Source organism: Polyangium sp. y55x31, from assembly GCF_029946505.1.
GTDB lineage: Bacteria > Myxococcota_A > Polyangia > Polyangiales > Polyangiaceae > Polyangium.
The window spans coordinates 90,875-108,611 of record NZ_JARZHG010000010.1 but is presented as its reverse complement, the minus strand read 5'-3'; the positions used below and the strand labels follow the sequence as shown (position 1 = coordinate 108,611).

Genomic DNA, 17,737 nt, shown 5'->3' with positions numbered 1-17,737 from the left:
GAACCGGGACGAAAACCAGCAAACAAGGTATACCGTTGCAATGAACGGCGAACGATTGCAGGTCGGGCCGTGGCCGCGCCACGCCCTCGTCCTTTCTCTTGGCTTGATGATCGCGGGGTGCGGCGGTGAAACCGCGCCCGCGCCTTTCATCGCCCCGGCGTGGACGGCAGAGGAGGCGGATCTTCCGGTGGGGATCGATTCGCTCGTCGCCACCCGGCAAGCAAAACTCCTGGCGAGCGACGGGGCTGCGAACCACCGCGTGGGTCTGGCGGTCGCGCTCTCCGGGGACACGGCGCTCGTGGGGGGGTATGGCAGCGCGGCCTACGTATTCGTGCGGAGCGCCGGCGTCTGGACCGAGCAGGCGAAGCTCGTGGCGAACGACGGCACGTCGATCGATCAATTCGGCAGTGCGGTCGCGCTGTCGGGGGACATGGCGCTCGTGGGTGCCCTCGGCAAGGGCGCAGGCGCCGCGTACGTGTTCGTGCGGAATGGGGGCGTCTGGACCCAGCAAGCGAAGCTCGTGGCGAGCGACGGGACGACGGGTGATTGTTTCGGCGATTCGGTCGCGCTGTCGGGGGACACGGCGTTCATCGGGGCGTATGGGGAGGACGACAAGGGCGAAAGCAGCGGCGCGGCGTACGTGTTCGTGCAGAATGGGGGCGTCTGGACCCAGCAGGCGAAGCTCCTGGCGAGCGACGGGGCCCTGCAGGACTATTTCGGCGATTCGGTCGCGCTGTCGGGGGACACGGCGCTCGTGGGCGCGCTCGGGGACGACGACAAGGGATCGTTCTCCGGCTCGGCCTACGTGTTCACGCGGAGCGGCGGCGTCTGGACCGAGCAGGCGAAGCTTTTGGCGAACGACGGGGCGGCGAACGACGCGTTCGGCGATTCGGTCGCGCTGTCCGGGGACACGGCGCTCGTCGGCGTGTATGGGGACGACGACAAGGGCACGGAGTCCGGCGCGGCGTACGTGTTCGCGCGGAATGGGCAAACGTGGGCGCAGCAGGCGAAGTTATTGCCCCAGGACGGGGCAGCGGGGGACCAGTTCGGCGCGGCCGTCGCGATCGAAGGGGAGACGGCGCTCGTGGGGGCGTACCTGGATAGCGACCAGGGCGCGGAGGCCGGCTCGGCGTACGTGTTCGTGCGGAGCGGCGGGGCGTGGACCGAGGAGGCGAAGCTCGTCGTGCAGGGCGGGGCAGGGGACCAGCTTGGTTCGTCGCTCGCGCTTTCGGGAAATACGGCGCTCGTCGGGGCGCCCACGGACGCGGACAAGGGCTCGAAGGCCGGCGCCGCCTTCGCGTTCGTCCTTGCGTCGAGCCTGGGGGATCCGTGCGCGGCCTCCGCGGAATGCGCGAGCGGCTTCTGCGTGGACGGCGTCTGCTGCGACACGGCGTGCGGCGGAGGCGCGACCGGCGATTGCCAGGCGTGCAGCGTCGCGGCGGGAGCGGCGGTGGACGGGACGTGCGCGCCGCTGTCGGCCGGTGTCGAGTGTCGTGCGTCCGCAGGCGTGTGCGACGTGGCCGAGGCGTGCGACGGGCAAACCGTGGCGTGTCCCGCGGACGGTTTTCTGGTGGATGGAACGCCCTGCGCGGACGGCGTGTGTGAAGCCGGCGCGTGCATGACCGGGATGGGCGGCATGGGCGGCGCCGGTGGCATGGGCGGCACGGGTGGTGCCGGTGGTATGGGCGGCGCTGGTGGTGCCGGCGGCGCTGGTGGTGCAGGCGGCGCCGGTGGTGCCGGCGGCGCAGGTGGCGCTGGTGGTATCGGCGGCGCAGGCGGCGCCGGTGGTGCCGGCGGCGCAGGTGGCGCTGGTGGTATCGGCGGTGCCGGCGGCGCAGGCGGCGGCCAAACCTCCGAGGAGGGTGGCTGTGGATGCCGGACATCCCCGCAGACGGGAAGCGCATCCGCGCTCTCCATGCTCGCGCTCGGGATCCTCTTTGCCTCGCGGAGGCGCGTCCGGCGCGCGTGACGCGCCTGCCCCTCTGCGCGTCAGCTCCCGTCCTCGCCTTGCGCGAATCGCTCGATCGCCCGCACCTCGTCCTCCGGCAGAAACGGCAAGACTTCCTCGACCGCGCCCGGCTGCATCGGGGCCGCGCCGAGCCGGAGCGCCGCGGCCTTGCCGATGGCCGCGACGAACGGGCTCGGGCTCATGCAAAGCGTGAGCACCTCCGAAAGCAGCTCCCGCGTCCCCAGCATGGCCGCGAGCATCGCGGCGAGCGGCCCCTCGTCCACGGCGCGCCGATGCCCCGCGAGCGCGCCGCGCAGGATCGATGCCGTCTCGTGCCCCGGCGTCCGTGATGCCACCCCTCGATACCCCGCCGCCGGCATTCCGAGCTGCGCCGCTCCCTCCGGCGACTCCAGCATGCGCCGCGCCCGGCCGAAGAGCTCCGCGTACGTAGCCCGCGTTCCTTCGATCGACACCGCGCCCTCGAGATCGAGCGCCACCGGCCTCTTCGCCGCCGCGACGTACCCGGGGAGCGCCACGGGCAGCACCGTGATCGCCGCCGACGCGGGACAAACCGCGCGATACGTCCGGCCTTTGACCTCCACGAAAAACATCTCCACGGAGCCCTCGCTCATCCCGATCGTGCGGTGCCGGATCTGCGAGATCCGCGGCCACGAGAGGACCTTCTGTTTGCCCTCGGGATCGAGCACGAATCCCCACGGCTCGATCCGCATGGCCACGCGGTGCCCGAGCGGGCTCAGATTTTTGGCGATGACGATGCCTCGAATGGCTCCCACGAGCGGCAGGCCGAACACGTACCAGGGACCGCCTTTGCCGACGGCGTAAATCCCTGCGCTCACGCCTGCGAGGACCACCGTATTCACGGCGGCCTGGATCCATGGCCCCACCCCGGGGCCCGGCTCGAGCTCCACGTGGCGCAGCTCGTCGATCACGACCACGCGAGGCTCGGGACGGGCAAGCAGCTCGCTCATTGGCAATCGTATTTCTGGTAGCTCACGCCCTGCTCGGTCCGCACCGAATACACGACGCCGCCCTCGTCGAGCACCGCCATGTCACGGAACGTCTCCTCGGGCATCGTATTCACCGGCAGGACCGCCGTCCCCGTCGGGATGCCCTTGAGCGGCTCGTGGCACGAAAGCACCACCGACTCCTCACCATTCTGCACGAGCAACGTGGCCAGATAAATGGTCCCGGTCTTGTCCGTGTCGAGCAACAAGATCCCGCGGATCTCGCTGCCTTGCCGGAGCTCGCGCGTGAACCGGTGTTGCATCGTCGCCCGATCCACCGATGAAATGTACATCCGCCCGGCCTCGGGCTCGATGATCCCGGCTTTGATGTAGCTCAGCCCGTCACGCGTCGGCCGTCCCGGCACCTCCGTGCGATCCGCCGGCTGCCCGTCCGTCGTCCCGATCCTGAGCAGCGGCCCGTGTTCCTTTTCGACGTACACGTCCTTGCCGTCGACGAACACCCCGGTGACGAACCCGAGCTCTTCGAGCCCTTCGCCCTCGAGCGGCACCTCGCCGAGCACGTCGCCCTTTTCGTCGTACATCACGACCGATTTGCTGTTGAATCGATCCAGCACCGCGACCTTGCCGTCGTCGGTCACGGCCATGTCCTGCGCCGCTTCTTGCTCCTTCAACGGGATCACGGACTCGGGCTTGCCGTCCGGCCCGACACGCACGACCCGGCCATTGACCTGATCGAGCACGAACATGTTGCCTTTGGCGTCCATCGCCAGGCTCATCGGCGCCTCGGGGTTCGCTTCCTGCGGGCGCGAACGGCCGAGCTCGTTCATTCGCGTCCCGCCCCACGTCGCCGAGAACACGACCTCCGGCCCCTTCTCGGGTTGCGGCGCCGACGCGTCCACCACGATGGCCACCGCCGAGCCCATGGCCCGCGGCGTATCCTCCGGCGAGCGCCCCGACGCCGGCTTCTCGCCGTTCGAGGTCGCCGGTCGCGCCTCCTTCGACGTCCCGTCGCCGGAGCACCCGCGCGCCACCACCACACCCGCGGCGACTGCGGCGACGACGGCCACGAGCGCCACCACCCGGTTCTTGCGCATGGGCCCGTTCTACCAGAGCCGCACACGCAAGGAAAAGCCCGCGCCAAACACCAAGCAGGCTGGATCAAAAAAGATCCACCCGGTGGGGAAAGATGGATCCAACCCGGGAATTCGAGGGCCACCGCGCAGGACGCCAAGTCGGCTTACGTCACCCCGCGTGGTTCCATCAACGTCGAAGTTTTCTCTCGTAGTTGTGAGATTGGACGAGGAAAACCCCGCTGCGAGGCCATGGACGCGTCTGGCACGGGGCTTGTACAATGGCCTTTCCACGTCCAGGAGCCAAAGCCCAATGAAGACCAACGCTCGCCGCATGTCGCTGTCGATTGCAGCCGCCGCCATCGCCCTCGGAATGGGCATGCTCCCCGCATGCTCCGGAGACGACTCGTCCGAGGAGCTCATCGGCGCCAACGAGGATCTCGGCTCGACCAGCGAAGGCGTGGCCGGCACGATCGCCGTCGGCACGACCCTCAAATCGACGACGGACGTCAACCTCCGCACCGGCCCCGGGACGACCTATTCGGTCCTGCACGTCGTGCCCACGGGCGCAAAGGTCACAGTCGAGGCCGCGGACCCGAAGAACGGGTTTTACAAGATCAAGCACGACGGCACGGTCGGCTGGAGCTCCGGCAAGTATTACACGACAGTCTCCGCGGGCGGCGGCGGCACGAGCGACCTGACCCCCGCGCAGCAAGGCGCCATCAACCGCGGCAAGTCGGTGAAGGGCTTCTCCTATTGGTGGGGTCACGGCCGCTGGAAGTCGGAAGGGCCGACCTCATCGACGAAGGGCTCCTGCTCCGGGAGCTGCCCGAGCTGCTCGCACAGCGGCTCGTACGGCGCAGACTGTTCGGGCTTCGTCGCCAAGGCATGGAAGGTCCCCTCGTCGAACGACGACATCACGGTAGACTCGCACCCGTACGGCACGATCCACTTCGTTAAGGACTCATCGAACTGGTCGACGGTCTCGCGCTCGAACGTGAAGCCCGCCGACGCCCTGGTCTACAACTCGGGCGGCGCCGGCCACATCATCCTCTTCGAGAAGGGCGACGGCTGGGGCTCGATGTACGCCTACGAGTGCAAAGGCTGCTCCGCCGGCTGCGTTTACGGCCTGCGCACGGCCTCGTCGTCGTACAAGGCGATCCGCCGCGCCGGCTGGTGACCGCGTCGCTGGGGCGTTGCCCCAGGCCCCAGCAGGGGCTGTCCGCCCCTGCACCCGGACCAGCGCAAGCGCTGGACCCGGGGTCGATGAACTGCGCGATGCGCAGTTCATCGAACAGGCCTGGTCAAGACCGGCGACGACCCTGCCAACCAAGGCAGCGGCGCTGGCGTTTCAACCCGCAACGTGTCGCTGCGTGCGACGACCTTCATGGTCTTGCCACCGGCCTGCGGGAAGAACTGCGCACCGCGCAGTTCTTCCCCAAAAGGTCCAGGGCTTGCCCTGGTTCGGGTCGAGGGGCGAACAGCCCCCGCGGGGCCCGGGGCAGCGCCCCGGCGCGGCGGCCCCCCTCAGCGCCTCGTTTTCCCCGACACACCATTGCGGCGGGCTCGCATCGCGTGCGCGATCCCGGCTTTGAGCGTCCCCTTCGTCACGATCGATCCGAGCTCGGCTCCGAGCTCGACCAAGGTCCGCGCCACCTCTGGCCGGATCCCTGTCAGCACGACCTCCGCGCCGAGCAGCGACACCGCCTTCGCGGCCTTCACGACGAGGTCGGCTGTCTGCGCCTCGACTGCTGGAACGCCCGTCACGTCGAGGATCACCGCGCGCGCCCCCGTCTGCGTCACGCCTTCGAGCAGCGTCGTGAGCACCCGATCCGCCCGCCGCTCGTCGAGCCCGCCCACGAGCGTCATGGCGAGGATCTCGTCGTCGATTGGCACGAGCGGCGTCGAGAGCGCGAGCAGGCTGTCCTCCTGCGCCTCTAGTACCCGCTCGCGGAGCAGGGCCTCGGCGCGCTCCGTCTCGGCGCGCTTCAGGTCCGTGATGTCCATCGTCACGCCGCGCAGGCCGATTGTCGCCCCCGACTCGTCCAGGATCGCCGTCATCCGGCAATTCACCCAGAGCGTCTGGCCATCCTTGGTGATCCAACGGTAGGAGGACGAACCGCTCCCCTCCGCCGCGGCGCGCTCTGCGTCGGCCTTGGCGTGCGCGTGATCCTCGGGGTGGACGAGCACGCGCCAGAAATCCGGACGTGCCCACTCCTCGGCCGTGTACCCCGTGATCGGCAGCACCGCGTCGCTCACGTAGTTCGTCCGGTGCCCGCTGGGATCAGGGACGAAATGACTCTCCCACACGACGCCGGGTACGTTCGCGACGAACCCGTCGAGCCGCTGCCGGAGCGCGCGCTCCTTGAGCAGGGCCTCTTGCGCGTTTTGCTCGGCGCAGGCGCGCCGGCTCACGTCGAAGACCACGCTGTGCAGCTTGGCCGGGCGCCCCTCCTCGGCCGGCTCGTACAGGAAGTGCGTATCGACCCAGGTATGGCCGCCGCCCTTGCGCAGCATTCGATGCGGCGACAGGTGCGACTCACCGTCCTCGAGAAACCGCATCGCCTCGGCGTTCGCCTCGGCCCGATCGTCGGGGTGAATGATCGACGTGAAGAACTCGGGCGAGCTCATGCAGTCCTCGACCGAATACCCGAGTAGCGTCTGCAGCCCGACTCCGCCGATGAACGTGGGTCGAAATACACCGGAAGGCTGTTGTTCGAACTCCAGCACCACCCCGGGCACGAGCGCGATGAGGTCCTCGAGCACCGCGGCGCGCTCCTCTGCGAGCCGCGCCCGCTCCTCTGCCGCCGCGAGCTCGGCGCGCAAGGACTCGATCGTATCGTTCGTCTGCCCCATGGTCTGGATGCTCCTCCGGAAGAATTCGACCATACCAGAAATCAATCAAGGGCTTGGGCTTTTTGGGGGTTGCGGGGCGGGCCGGGGGGAGGCGACGGGCGCGACGGATCACGGCCGAGCGTGCGCCCGCCTTTGCGTCGCTCGGCCGCTCGCTGCACACGTGGCACGCGGCATCGCGCGTGCATTGACGGCAAGCCGAGCAGAAGGTCCTCCGGACCCGCGCCCGAGGGGGCGTCCCCGCGCGCCGGATCTCGCGTCGAAAGGCGCGTCCTCCGAAGGGGACGTCCCCCTTTTTTTTCGCGAGCTCCGCCTAGCCGAAGACCTCGCGCGCGAGCGCCTCGATCGCCATGCGGACGGCATCGTCGCTGGAGTGGCGCACCCGAAAGCCTTTGGCGGCGAGCTTGTCGGGGCTCATCGAGGATCGGGGCACGTCGCCGGGCCAGCCGCGATCACCGCCGGTGAAGCGGATCGTGGCGTCGGGGTAGGGGGAGGCCTTGACGCAGAGCTCGGCGATGCGGGCGACGGAGGTCTGGTCGGGCGGGGCGAGGTTGTAGAGGCCGAGCCGCTCGCTCGCGTGATCGAGCCCGAAGAGCATGCCGTCCGCGCAGTCCGAGACGTGGAGGTAAGGCTTGGATTGCCGGCCGTCGCCGAGCACTTCGAGCTCGGTCTTCCGGTCGCGTAGTTTTTTCAGGAAATCGAGCGCCGCGCCGTGCGTGCCGCGGGGTCCGACGACGTTGCCGAAGCGGAAGATGGTCGCGTGCAGGCCGAAGCACTCGACGAACGCGCTGATGAGCGCCTCGCCCGCGAGCTTGCTCGCTCCGTAGAGCGAGATCGGCAGGTGGCCGATGTGGTCTTCTTTGCACGTCTCCGGCGTGTCTCCGTAGACCGTGCCCGACGAGGAGAAGACGAGCCGGGGGACGCCGGCGCGGCGCATCGCTTCGAGGACGTTGTACGTGACGATCGTGCCCTGCTCGAGGTCGAGCCGCGTCCGCTCGAGGCCCCAGCGCGCCTCGGGGTTCGCCGAGAGATGGAAGACGACGTCATGGCCGGCGGCGGCCGCCGTGAGCCGCTCGAGGTCGAGCGCGTCCGCCTCGACGAGCGTGACGCGCCCGGTGCCCTCGTGCTCCTTCAGGAAGGCACGTTTCCCGACGGAGAGGTTGTCGTACACGGTCACGGGCCCGCGCTTCACGAGCCGGTCCACGAGATGGCTGCCGATGAACCCGGCACCCCCGACGACGAGCGTCTTCATGTGTTCTCCACCTCTGGGACGTGCTCGATCCGTGCCGCGAACTGGAGCTCATCGCGTGTCACGAGCCGCATCGGCGCGTCGTGAATGCGCAGCGGCCAGCGGAGCTCGGTGATGCGGCCGCGCGCCTCGTGCACCATGTCGATCCACTCGGCCGGCGAGAAGTACGTCCCCCGCACGAGCACGCCCGCCTCCGCGTTGCCCACGACGTCCATCGCCAGGAGCAACGCCTGCGAGACTGGGCCGAAGCGGAAATGATCCTTCACGAGCACGGCGCGGGAGGCCACGCGCAGGCACTCGGCGAGCACCTCGGCGGGCGCTTCGCAATGGTGCAGGACGTCGGAGATCGTGACGATCTCGAACGCGCCGTCGGGGAAGGGCAGGCGTCGGCCGTCGTAGGGCACGACCTCGATGACCGTGCGAGGACGAACGAGCACGTCCACGCCCGCGACGCGGGTCGCGCCCACGCGCTCGGCGACGGCCGCGGCGATGGCCCCGTCGCCGGCGCCCACGTCGAGCAGCGACGCTGCGGGGCCTGCGATCTCGGCGAGCGCGTCCGTGATGCGCCGCGCCCGCGGCAGCGTCACGGCGCGCCGGTGCAGCGCGAAGAGGGCCTTGTCGATCCCCAGCACGGACGGCGGCTTAGCCGAGGCAGCCCGGCGTGGCAACGTGCTAACGTCCGCGCCGCTCGTGGACAAGGCCGCTCTCTCCCTCCCGCGCCGTTGGCTCGCCGCCGCGCGTCGTGATCCGCCCCGCGCCGCCGCCGCGCTCCTCGCGGGCCTTTCGATGCTCGCGGCCGTCGTGGTGGTGCTCCTCCCGTGGCTCGTCAAGACGAACACGTTTGGCTTCCACGACTGGGACGTGCAGACCTCGCACCGCTACCTCGTCAAGAAGAGCCTGCTCGATCACCACGAGATGCCCTTCTGGAATCCGTACGCGTGCGGAGGATTTCCGGCGTGGGGGTACGTCGAGGCGGGGACGGTCGTCGTGTCGCCGTGGCTCCTCGCGTACCTGTTTTTGCCGATGAACCTCGCGATCCGGATCGAGGTCGTGGGCATGGCGCTCGTCGGCGCGGCGGGGGCGTATGCGGCCGGATCGCGGTTCACGAAGAGCCACGGGGCGCGGGCGCTCGTGGCCGCGCTCTGGGCGGTGAACGGCCGCTGGGCGCTGCAAACGGCCTCCGGCCACACCTGGCACCTCGCCTACGCGTTCCTCCCGTGGGCGCTGTTTTTCTTCGAGCGCGCGCGAGAGAAGCCGCACCGCGCCCTCGACGTCGTCCTGCTCGGGGCCACGTTCGCCGCGCTCGTCTACACGGGCGGCATCTATCCGCTCCCGCACACGGTGCTCGCGCTGGGGCTTTATGCGCTGGTCCTCGGCGCGCTGGAGAAGAGCGCGCGGCCGCTCGTCGTGCTCGGCGTTTCGGGCCTCTTCGGCGTCTCGCTCGCCGCGCCGAAGCTCTTGCCGATGCTCGATGTCTTCCGCAAGGCGCCGCGGCTCGTGCCGTCGACCGAGGCGATCGACATGGGCGCGCTCTTCACGATGCTCACGGCGCCGGATCAGGGCTTCCATTCGCGGCCCGTGCGCGTGCCGGCGTACGGGTGGCACGAGTGGGGGATGTACATCGGGCTGCCCGGCGTGCTGATCCTCGCGCTCGGGCTCTTGCTCGTGCAGGGCAAGCGCGAGGCGGCGCTCAAGGTGGTGGGCGCGCTCTTCGGCCTGCTCGGGCTCGGGGCGTTTCACCCGAACGCGCCGTGGACGTTGCTCCACGAGCACGTGCCGGTGTTCCGATCGCAGCACGTGCCCTCGCGGTTCCTTTATCCCGCGGTGCTGGTCCTCTCGATCGTGGCGGCGAGCGGGATCGGGCGCCTCGTGGAGCGGGCGGGCCGGCGGCGGCCCTGGTTCGACGCGGCGCTCGCGGTGGTCGTGTTGTTCATCGGGATCGATGTCGCGAAGGGCGCGCAGAGGCCGATGGCGCAGTCGATGTGGATGGTGCCGCCCGACCACATCCCCGCGGACCGGCCCTTCCATTTCGAGAAAAACCCGCCTTTCCAGTACAAGCAACGCGACTGGGCGGGGCCGATGTACCTCGCGATGCTGGGCAACACGGGCGTGCTCGATTGTTACGGCGCGCCGCCGTTCGAGCGGAAAGGCGCGCTCGCCTCCGACGACCCGCGCCACAAGGGCGAGGTCTTCGTCGCGGAGGGGGCGGGGTCGGCGAGGATCGCCCACTGGAGCCCGAATGCCGCGACGATCGAGCTCGCCGGCGCGGAGGCGGGGACACTCGTCGTGTACAACATGAACTACGACGAAGGTTGGCGGGCTTCGGCGGGCAAGGTGGAGAACGTGGAGAGCCGCGTCGCCGTGCGATTGCCCGCGGGCGTGACGACGCTCTCCTTGTGGTATCGGCCGCCGGGGTTCGTCCCGGGGCTCTTCGCGGGGATCGCGGCGCTCGTGGGCGCGATCGCGCTCGTGCGCGCGGAAAAACGCGAGGACGAGGGGAAGGTGCAAGGATGAAGTGGCCGCGTGGTCCACGCTCGGGGCTCCGGGTCGCCTTCGGCGCCCTACGCCCCGGCCCCCTGGCGCTCGGAGCCTTCGTGGCCCTCGGGATCGCCGAGCTCGCCGGGTTTTTCGTGTCCTCGCGGCGGAAGCCCGATTTCGCGGACTGGGCGGCCCTCGCGGGGCCCATGGCCGAGGAACGAAAACAAGGCGAGCTCGTGGTCGTCGCGCCGTCCTGGGGCGAGCCGCTGGCGCGGCAAGCGCTCGGGGACGAGGTCTTTCCGCTGCGCGACGTGGCGCGGCCGGACGTGTCTCGTTATCGCACGGCGCTCCTGATCTCGGCGTTCGGGGAGAGCTCGCCCGAGCTTTCCGGGTTTCGCGAGATCGGCCGGCGCGAGGTCGGGCCCTTCGTGATCCGGCGGCTCGAAAACCCGAGCCCCGCCGCGGTCGTCTTCGATTTCGTCGACGGCCTCGGCCCCGCGCAGGCGAGCGTGCGCACGACGAACCCCGAGGTCTCATGCCCGTGGAATCCGAACGCGCGTGTCATCGCCGGCGGCCTCGGCGGCCACCCCACGTTCCCCGCGGCGCGCTTCGAATGCCCCGGCGGCCCGTTTTTCAGCGTCGGCCCGACCGTCATCGCCGCCGACGAGGCGTTTCGCCCGCGCCGCTGCCTCTTCTCGCACCCGCCGGCGCGCGGCGAGGTCGTGACACGTTTCGAGGGCGTGCCGCTCGGGAGCGTGATCCGTGGGCATGGCGGGATGTACTGGATCATCGAGCGGGAGCGGAAAGGGGCGCCGGTCGCGCTCGCCGTGCGCGTCGACGGCGAGGAGATCGGGCGCTGGGAGCACCACGACGGCGATGGATGGGCGGCGTTCGAGATGCCGCTCGGCACCCACGCGGGCAAGAAGAGCGCGACGGTGGAGTTTTTCGTGTCGAGCAAGAACCACGCGCACCGGCACTTCTGCTTCGAGGCGGATACGCGATGAGCGGGGTGAAATTGACCTGGAAGGACGACCTCGCCGCGGCGCTGCTCGCGGGCCTCGCGATGGTGGTGCTCGTCGCGACCGTGGGGGACCTCGGGTATGCGCGGGACGAGGGGTTTTACTTTCACGCGGCGGATAGTTATCGCCGGTGGTTCGAGCTCCTCCTCGCGAACCCGCGGGCCGCGTTCGAGCCGAAGGCGATCGACGGCGCTTGGCGGGTGAACAGCGAGCATCCGGGGCTCATCAAATCGCTGTTCGCGCTCTCGAACCTGTTCTTGCAGAAGAAATGGCACCTCTTCGCGATGGAGGGGACGAGTTATCGTTTCCCGGGGATCTTCCTCGCGGGCGCGGGCGTCGCGCTCGTCTATCGCTGGGGCGCGGAGGCGCGCGGGCGGAGCGCGGGGATCTTCGCGGCGATCGCGCTCTTCTGCATGCCGAACTTCTTTTACCACGCGCACCTCGCCTGCTTCGACGTGCCGGTCGTGACCATGTTCCTGCTCGCCACGTATTGCTTCTGGAAGGCGATGCGGGAGGGCGGATCCCGCTGGCCGATCGCGGCGGGGCTCACGTTCGGGCTCGCGCTCGATACCAAGCACAATGCGTGGTTCTTGCCGATCCTCGCCGTGACGTTCGTCGCGCTTTGCCTCGTGCGCGACCGGCTGACGGGCGGCAACATGAAGGAGACGGCGCGGAGGGCGCTCGCCGCGCTCGGCGCGATGGCCGTGCTCGGGCCGCTCGTGATGTATGCGCTCTGGCCGTGGATCTGGCGGGACACGTTCGCGCGGCTCTCGGCGTATGCGTCGTTCCACCTGAATCACGAGTATTACAACATGGAGTTCCTCGGGCGGACGTACTGGACGCCGCCCATGCCGCGCCTGTATGCGCCGCTGATGACGGCGGCCACGGTGCCGACGGTGACGCTCGCGCTCTTCGCCCTGGGGCTCGGGGTGCGGGCGCGGACGCGGATCCAGGCGTTTCTTCGAGCGCGGGCCGGCAAGATCACGCGGCGCGAGGGCGGCGAGACGGATCTGCTCTGGCTGATGGCGATCGGCATTTCGTACGGCGCCTGGGTCTTGCCGAAGACGCCCATCTTCGGCGGCACGAAGCACTGGATGCAGGCGTATCCGTTCATCGCGCTTTTCGCCGGGGCAGGGGTGTCCTGGCTCGTCTCCGTGCTCCGCGTGGAGCTTCGGAAGCTGAAAGCGACGAACGTCCGCAAGTTCGCGCGCGGGCCGGCGGCGGCGATGGCGCTCTTCCCGGTGCTCCTGGCGGCGCCCGTCGCGGAGACGGCGGGGTCGCATCCGTGGGGGCTCTCGAATTACGTGCCGCTCGTGGGCGGGGCGAAGGGCGCGGCGACGCTCGGGCTCAATCGGACGTTCTGGGGCTACACGACGGGCGCGGTCGTGGACTACCTGAACCGCGAGGTGCCGAGGGGCGGGGCGGTGTACATCCACGATACGGCCTGGCCGTCGTGGGACATGTTGCAGAAAGACGGCCGATTGCGGAAGGACATCCGCGGGGTCGGCGCGGTGCACGAGGCCGATTTCGCCCTGTATCACCACGAGCAGCACATGCAGGGGCAGGAATACCAGGCCTGGGTGGCCTACGGGACGGTGCAGCCCGCGCACGTGGCGGGGCTCCACGGGACACCGGTCATCTGGATTTATCGGCGCAAAGGGCGGTAGACCGTCCTCTCGGCGAGATTGTCATGCCGACGCAACGGGCCCCGTAACGGCGCCGTGACAGGTGTCACGCGCCCGTGACGGGTCGCGCGGGTCGCCTTCGCTTGGCGCGTGCTGAAAACCGCCCGAGAGCGGCGGCGGTGCGCGTCGAGGCGCGCTCGGGCGTATTGGTCCGCCCCTTGCTCGACGACATCGACGTTCCAGACCGCTCCGACGCGCTTGCAAGGCCATCGCAATGCAAGGCGCGGGGGTGATGGAGCGCTTCACAAGGAGAATACGACCATGATGAACATCGATGAAGAACTCGCCAACCTGATGGCTCAATCGGAGATCGAGGTGGCGGAGCCCGTCCTCGAGGAGAACGGAAACATGGCGGCCACCTCGGTCTTCACCGGGACCTGTAATCAGGTCTGCACGGCGCTCACGCACTTCGCGTGCTGCATCGGCGGCTAGCCGCTGACGCTCGATTACGCGTGAAATGAAGCCGCCCGGCTGGGGTGCGCCGCACCTCGGCCGGGCCGGCGATCGCCGGTCGAACGGGCGCTCGCCGAGCGCCGAACCTCGACCCGAAGGCCCTCGATCATGCTGACCCCCACCGAATTTCTAGCGGCTCGGACCAGCGGAAATCTCCGCGCCCTCCTGGATGGGTTCTTCGCCCGGATCGAAGGCTCCCGCGTGCTCCACGACGGCTCCTCGCGTGGCCCGTTCGACCCCATGTACGAGGTGCATGCGGCCGCCTTCGCCCGTGCCACGCTCCCGCCCGATCTCCAGACGCCCGGATCCCTCGCATCCGTTCGAACCTCGCTGCTCCGGCTCTTTCGATTGACCTGCGATCGAATCCTGCTCCATCGCTTGCGCCTCGCAGAGGGGCGCGGCTTGCTCGCGGGGGAATCCGCGCAGGCGAGGCGCCGCCGCTTCCTCGAACAGGTCCTCGAGAAGCGGCTGCTCGCGCCGATGCTCGCTGTCCATCCGGTCGCGGCGGCGAGCCTGGTCGGGGGAATGGTTCGTATGGGCGCGAGCGTCCGCTCCTGCGTCGCCGCCCTGCCGGTGCTTCGAAAGACGCCGGCGGACGTCCGTCTGCTCGAATTCCTGGAGGACGACGGCCATTCCTGGCACGCCCAGCACGTCAAGATCACGTTCGACGACGGTGCGTGCTGGGTCCTCAAGCATCGCAGCTCGGCTTGCGACCGCGTCGTCCTCGAAAGCATGAGCGAGCTCGTCCCCGATTTTCCGGTCACGGCGACGGACATGCTCGTCGACGTCGACGTGGACACGCACTTCATTCGATTCCTCCACGACGAAGACGGATTCGCGCCGCCGGACCCTCGATCGCTGGGCGCGCTGCTCGCGCTCTGCCAGCTCCTCGGGATCTCCGATCTGCACAAGGACAATCTGCTGCGGGTGGCCGGAAAGCTCGTCCCCATCGACTGCGAGGTCATGATGACGCCGCGGTTCGATGAGCGTTTCGCGTGTCACTCCACGCGAAACCCATCCATCGACGAGAGCATGTTGCTCCCGTTCGGGAGCCAGCAGCGGCGCGTGCTCGCGGGGATGCTCCGCGGCGCCGGGATCGTCGCGCCGGACTTTCGCAAAACGGTGTGGAAAGAAGGTCCCGACGAGCTCCCCGTGCTGGTCGTCGAGGAATCGCCCGTCCCCGCGCCGGTCCGTGTTTCGGCCGCGTGGCTCCGGTCGGTCGAGGCGGAATACGAGCGGGCGGCTCGAAGGCTCTGGGCCGACCGCGCGCGGGTGCGAGACAGGATTGCGGCCGGCCTTCACGGCAGCCGGATCCGGGTCGTGCTGCGCGTGACGAGCTCGTACGGCAAATTGCTCGACTATGCCTGGTCCGGCGGCGCGACCTCCGCCGCGTATCTGCACGGAAAACTCCAGAAGAACACGCCTCATTTCCCGCGCCGGGTGCTGAACGCCGAGGTGCACGCGTTGCGGCTCGGCCTGTTCCCAGCGTTTTATCAGCGCTTCGAGGGCTCTCACCTGGAGGACGCGTTCGGGACGCCCGTCGTGGCCGTCATCGCGCCGGCGAGCCGCCTCGATGCGTGTGTCACGGGGCTCGAAGAGGCGGCGATCCCGAGGAACGTGCTCCTGCTTCGCGACAGCATCGCCGCGATGTTCCTGACGGGCGACAGAGCCTTCGCGGAAGAGCGTGGAGAAGCTCTCGCGCCGGGCGACGCCGTGGCGTGGATCTCGGGCATTCTGGGGGGAATCGAGGAGAACGACGGCGTCCCGCGGGCGCACGCGGTGCAAGAGCGTCCGGACGGCGCATGGCTCGTGGACGGCGCGGGCGCCGATCTCTACGAGGGCAGCTCCGGCCTCATGTACGCCCTGGCGCAAGGCCCCGTCGATCGGCGAAACCGCGCGTGGGGCGGGCTGCGCAAGCTCGCGCGGGTATCCCTTCGCGCGCTCGCCGCGGGGGAGACGGGCCCCTATTTGATGGGGAGCGGCAGGGGGTTGTTCAGCGGCCCGATCGGGGTCGCGCTGGTCTGCGCCGCGCAGGACAACAAGGCGCTGAAAGAGCTGGCCGCGGCGCTCGCGGACGCGGTGTGTGGCTCCGCCGATGGGCTCGAGATGGGCGATCTCATCGACGGCCTGATGGGCGTGGGGCTCGCGCTCGTGACGTTGAAAGAGATGCAGATTCCACTCCCGAGGTCGGCCTCACGTGTCCTCGGCAAGATCGTCGAGAGCCTTTCCTGCGACGATCTCGACGCAATGCTGCGCGGGAGAAAGTTCGTCGGCGTGGCCCACGGGGTGGCCGGTGATCTCCTCGTTGGTCATCGCGTGGCGACAACGCTGGGCGCGAGCGCCGTCGCCGGGAAGATGCAGACCCTCGCCGAGGATCTCTCGGCCGCGATCCTCCACGACGCGAGCTTCTTGCAGGCGCACGCGGGTCGTCACGGGTCGAACCTCCTGCCGACGGGCTGGTGTCATGGCATTTCGGGGGTTCTCGGTGCGGTTGCCGTCCTCGGCCACGGGCATGGTCGTCTTGCAAAGCTCGTCGACGAGATCGCGGCCCGGTGCGGACCCGAAGACCTGCGCCGTGACAATGCGAGCCTGTGCCACGGCATGCTGGGAGAGCTCCTGGATTTCAGCATCGCGGCGGACAGGACCCAGGGCAAATCGGTCGAAGCCATGCGAGCCTGGATCGAGCACGAGGTGAGGGCCGGCGCTCCCGTGCGCGCGGGGAGTCTGCCCGGAGCGACCCCCGTGGGTTACATGACCGGGCTCGCCGGCATCCAGGACGTCTTGCGCGCGATGGGCACGCGCAACGGTTGGCGCACGACCTTGCTGGCGAAGTTGTACGGGTCAGCGAGCTGGTGACAGCGGAGGAGCGCGCGCCCTGGTTGCCGGACAGCAGCGGTCAGCTACTGTCGCGCGTGAGTTTCACGGCGTGCGCGACGGCCGTTTGCAAATTCGCGCAGGTGACGATGCCAGACAGGTCGGCGCCGAGGGAGATCAACGTGCGCGCCACCTCGGGTCCAATACCGCTCAAGATCATGCGCGTGCCGAGAAGCCGCACCGCTTGCGCAGCACGGAGCAGGGCACTCGCCACCTGCTCATTCACCGCGACCACACCCGTGATGTCGACAATCGCGACGCGCGCGCCCGTCCTGCTCACGCCCGCGAGCAGGGTCGTGAGCACCCGCTCCGCACGCTCGGTATCGATCGCGCCAATGAGCGGCATGACCACGACGTCGTCGCGGATGGGAATGAGGGGCGTGGAGAGTTCAGCCAGCCTCGCACGCAGCGTCTCCTCGACGCGCAGCTTCTCGGTGACGTCGAGGATCTGCGAGATGAAATGAAGCGGCTCGCCACGCCCATCCCGCACCATGGAGACGTGCAACTCAGCATGGATGACAGCGCCATCTCTACGGAAATATCGCTTGCGCAAGTCGTAGCGCGCGATCTCACCCCGGAGCACGCGGCCAACGAGGTCGAGGTCGCTTTGCAGATCCTGCGGATGCGTGATGTCCTGGAAGCGCACCTTCAAGAGCTCCGCCGGCGTATAACCGAGCAGCTCGCCGAGCGCATGATTGGCGCGGACGAAGGTGCCATCAAGCCCGACGAGCGCCATCCCGATAGGAGCGCCATCAACCGTCAACCGAAAGCGCTCCGCCTCGAGACGCTGCCCATGCTCAGCAGCATGGAGCTTGTCCTCCAGCTCAGCGACGCGCCGCTCCAGCTCATCACGCGTCGGTTCGAGCAAAAGATGATTCTGCCTCTCGGCATCCGAGACCGCGATCGCATGGCCATACATGCAAGTGCCCCCCCCTGAGCAATGGACCCAGCATAGACCGAAGGTGAGGCGATGCACAAGGGCTCATCCGGGGGCGCTTCGCCGGGGCGCTGCCCCGGGCCCCGCGGGGGCTATCCGCCCCTCGACCCGGACCAGCGCAAGCGCTGGACCTCAGGTGGAAAAACTGCGCTCCGCGCAGTTTTTCCAGCAGGCCGGTGGCAAGA

The 17,737-nt window shown here is 69.0% G+C and carries 13 protein-coding genes; 7 read left to right on the top strand and 6 right to left on the bottom strand.

The genetic code is table 11. The features are described 5' to 3' along the window. Positions 1-40: 40 nt before the first annotated feature. On the top strand, positions 41-1,969 hold the full coding sequence (locus QHF84_RS19655; protein WP_281314865.1) for an MYXO-CTERM sorting domain-containing protein: 1,929 nt from the start codon (positions 41-43) through the stop codon (positions 1,967-1,969). A 20-nt stretch (positions 1,970-1,989) separates the two neighbouring features. On the opposite strand, the gene QHF84_RS19650 is transcribed toward QHF84_RS19655, so the two are convergent. Together QHF84_RS19650 and QHF84_RS19645 are read right to left on the bottom strand one after the other, a co-directional pair. After that, the gene (locus QHF84_RS19650) at positions 1,990-2,937 is read right to left on the bottom strand and encodes a hypothetical protein (RefSeq protein ID WP_281314864.1); all 948 of its coding nucleotides are present in this window, start codon (positions 2,935-2,937) and stop codon (positions 1,990-1,992) included. After that, positions 2,934-4,028: a hypothetical protein gene (locus tag QHF84_RS19645; protein WP_281314863.1), complete on the bottom strand. Its 1,095-nt coding sequence runs from the start codon at positions 4,026-4,028 to the stop codon at positions 2,934-2,936. The genes QHF84_RS19650 and QHF84_RS19645 overlap by 4 nt, the downstream gene beginning before the upstream one ends. 289 nt (positions 4,029-4,317) lie before the next feature. Here QHF84_RS19645 and QHF84_RS19640 point away from each other — a divergent pair, with 289 nt between their 5' ends. Further along, the gene (locus tag QHF84_RS19640; RefSeq protein WP_281314862.1) at positions 4,318-5,184 is read left to right on the top strand and encodes an SH3 domain-containing protein; all 867 of its coding nucleotides are present in this window, start codon (positions 4,318-4,320) and stop codon (positions 5,182-5,184) included. A gap of 347 nt (positions 5,185-5,531) precedes the next feature. Here QHF84_RS19640 and QHF84_RS19635 read toward each other — a convergent pair whose 3' ends face one another. From QHF84_RS19635 to QHF84_RS19625, 3 genes are all read right to left on the bottom strand, one after another. Continuing rightward, a complete protein-coding gene (locus tag QHF84_RS19635) occupies positions 5,532-6,893 on the bottom strand; it encodes a PAS domain-containing protein (protein WP_281314861.1) in 1,362 nt (453 codons plus the stop codon). 277 nt (positions 6,894-7,170) lie between these two features. Further along, positions 7,171-8,109: an NAD-dependent epimerase/dehydratase family protein gene (locus QHF84_RS19630; protein ID WP_281314860.1), complete on the bottom strand. Its 939-nt coding sequence runs from the start codon at positions 8,107-8,109 to the stop codon at positions 7,171-7,173. Then, positions 8,106-8,738, bottom strand: a complete 633-nt coding sequence (locus tag QHF84_RS19625) for a methyltransferase domain-containing protein (RefSeq protein ID WP_281314859.1) — start codon at positions 8,736-8,738, stop codon at positions 8,106-8,108. The genes QHF84_RS19630 and QHF84_RS19625 overlap by 4 nt, the downstream gene beginning before the upstream one ends. 58 nt (positions 8,739-8,796) lie before the next feature. Here QHF84_RS19625 and QHF84_RS19620 point away from each other — a divergent pair, with 58 nt between their 5' ends. The 5 genes from QHF84_RS19620 to QHF84_RS19600 all read left to right on the top strand — a co-directional run bounded on the left by QHF84_RS19620 (position 8,797) and on the right by QHF84_RS19600 (position 16,597). Beyond that, positions 8,797-10,620, top strand: a complete 1,824-nt coding sequence (locus QHF84_RS19620) for a hypothetical protein (protein WP_281314858.1) — start codon at positions 8,797-8,799, stop codon at positions 10,618-10,620. Continuing rightward, positions 10,617-11,588, top strand: coding sequence for a hypothetical protein (locus QHF84_RS19615; protein ID WP_281314857.1), 972 nt, complete (start codon positions 10,617-10,619; stop codon positions 11,586-11,588). Before QHF84_RS19620 ends, QHF84_RS19615 begins: the two co-directional genes overlap by 4 nt. Then, complete coding sequence (locus tag QHF84_RS19610; RefSeq protein WP_281314856.1) at positions 11,585-13,270, top strand: glycosyltransferase family 39 protein; 1,686 nt, start codon at positions 11,585-11,587, stop codon at positions 13,268-13,270. The genes QHF84_RS19615 and QHF84_RS19610 overlap by 4 nt, the downstream gene beginning before the upstream one ends. Before the next feature lie 279 nt (positions 13,271-13,549). Continuing rightward, positions 13,550-13,720, top strand: a complete 171-nt coding sequence (locus tag QHF84_RS19605) for a hypothetical protein (protein WP_281314855.1) — start codon at positions 13,550-13,552, stop codon at positions 13,718-13,720. A gap of 129 nt (positions 13,721-13,849) precedes the next feature. Further along, positions 13,850-16,597: a lanthionine synthetase LanC family protein gene (locus QHF84_RS19600; RefSeq protein ID WP_281314854.1), complete on the top strand. Its 2,748-nt coding sequence runs from the start codon at positions 13,850-13,852 to the stop codon at positions 16,595-16,597. Positions 16,598-16,637: 40 nt separating this feature from the next. Here QHF84_RS19600 and QHF84_RS19595 read toward each other — a convergent pair whose 3' ends face one another. Beyond that, the gene (locus QHF84_RS19595) at positions 16,638-17,534 is read right to left on the bottom strand and encodes a PAS domain S-box protein (protein ID WP_281314853.1); all 897 of its coding nucleotides are present in this window, start codon (positions 17,532-17,534) and stop codon (positions 16,638-16,640) included. Between the last annotated feature and the right edge of the window lie 203 nt (positions 17,535-17,737).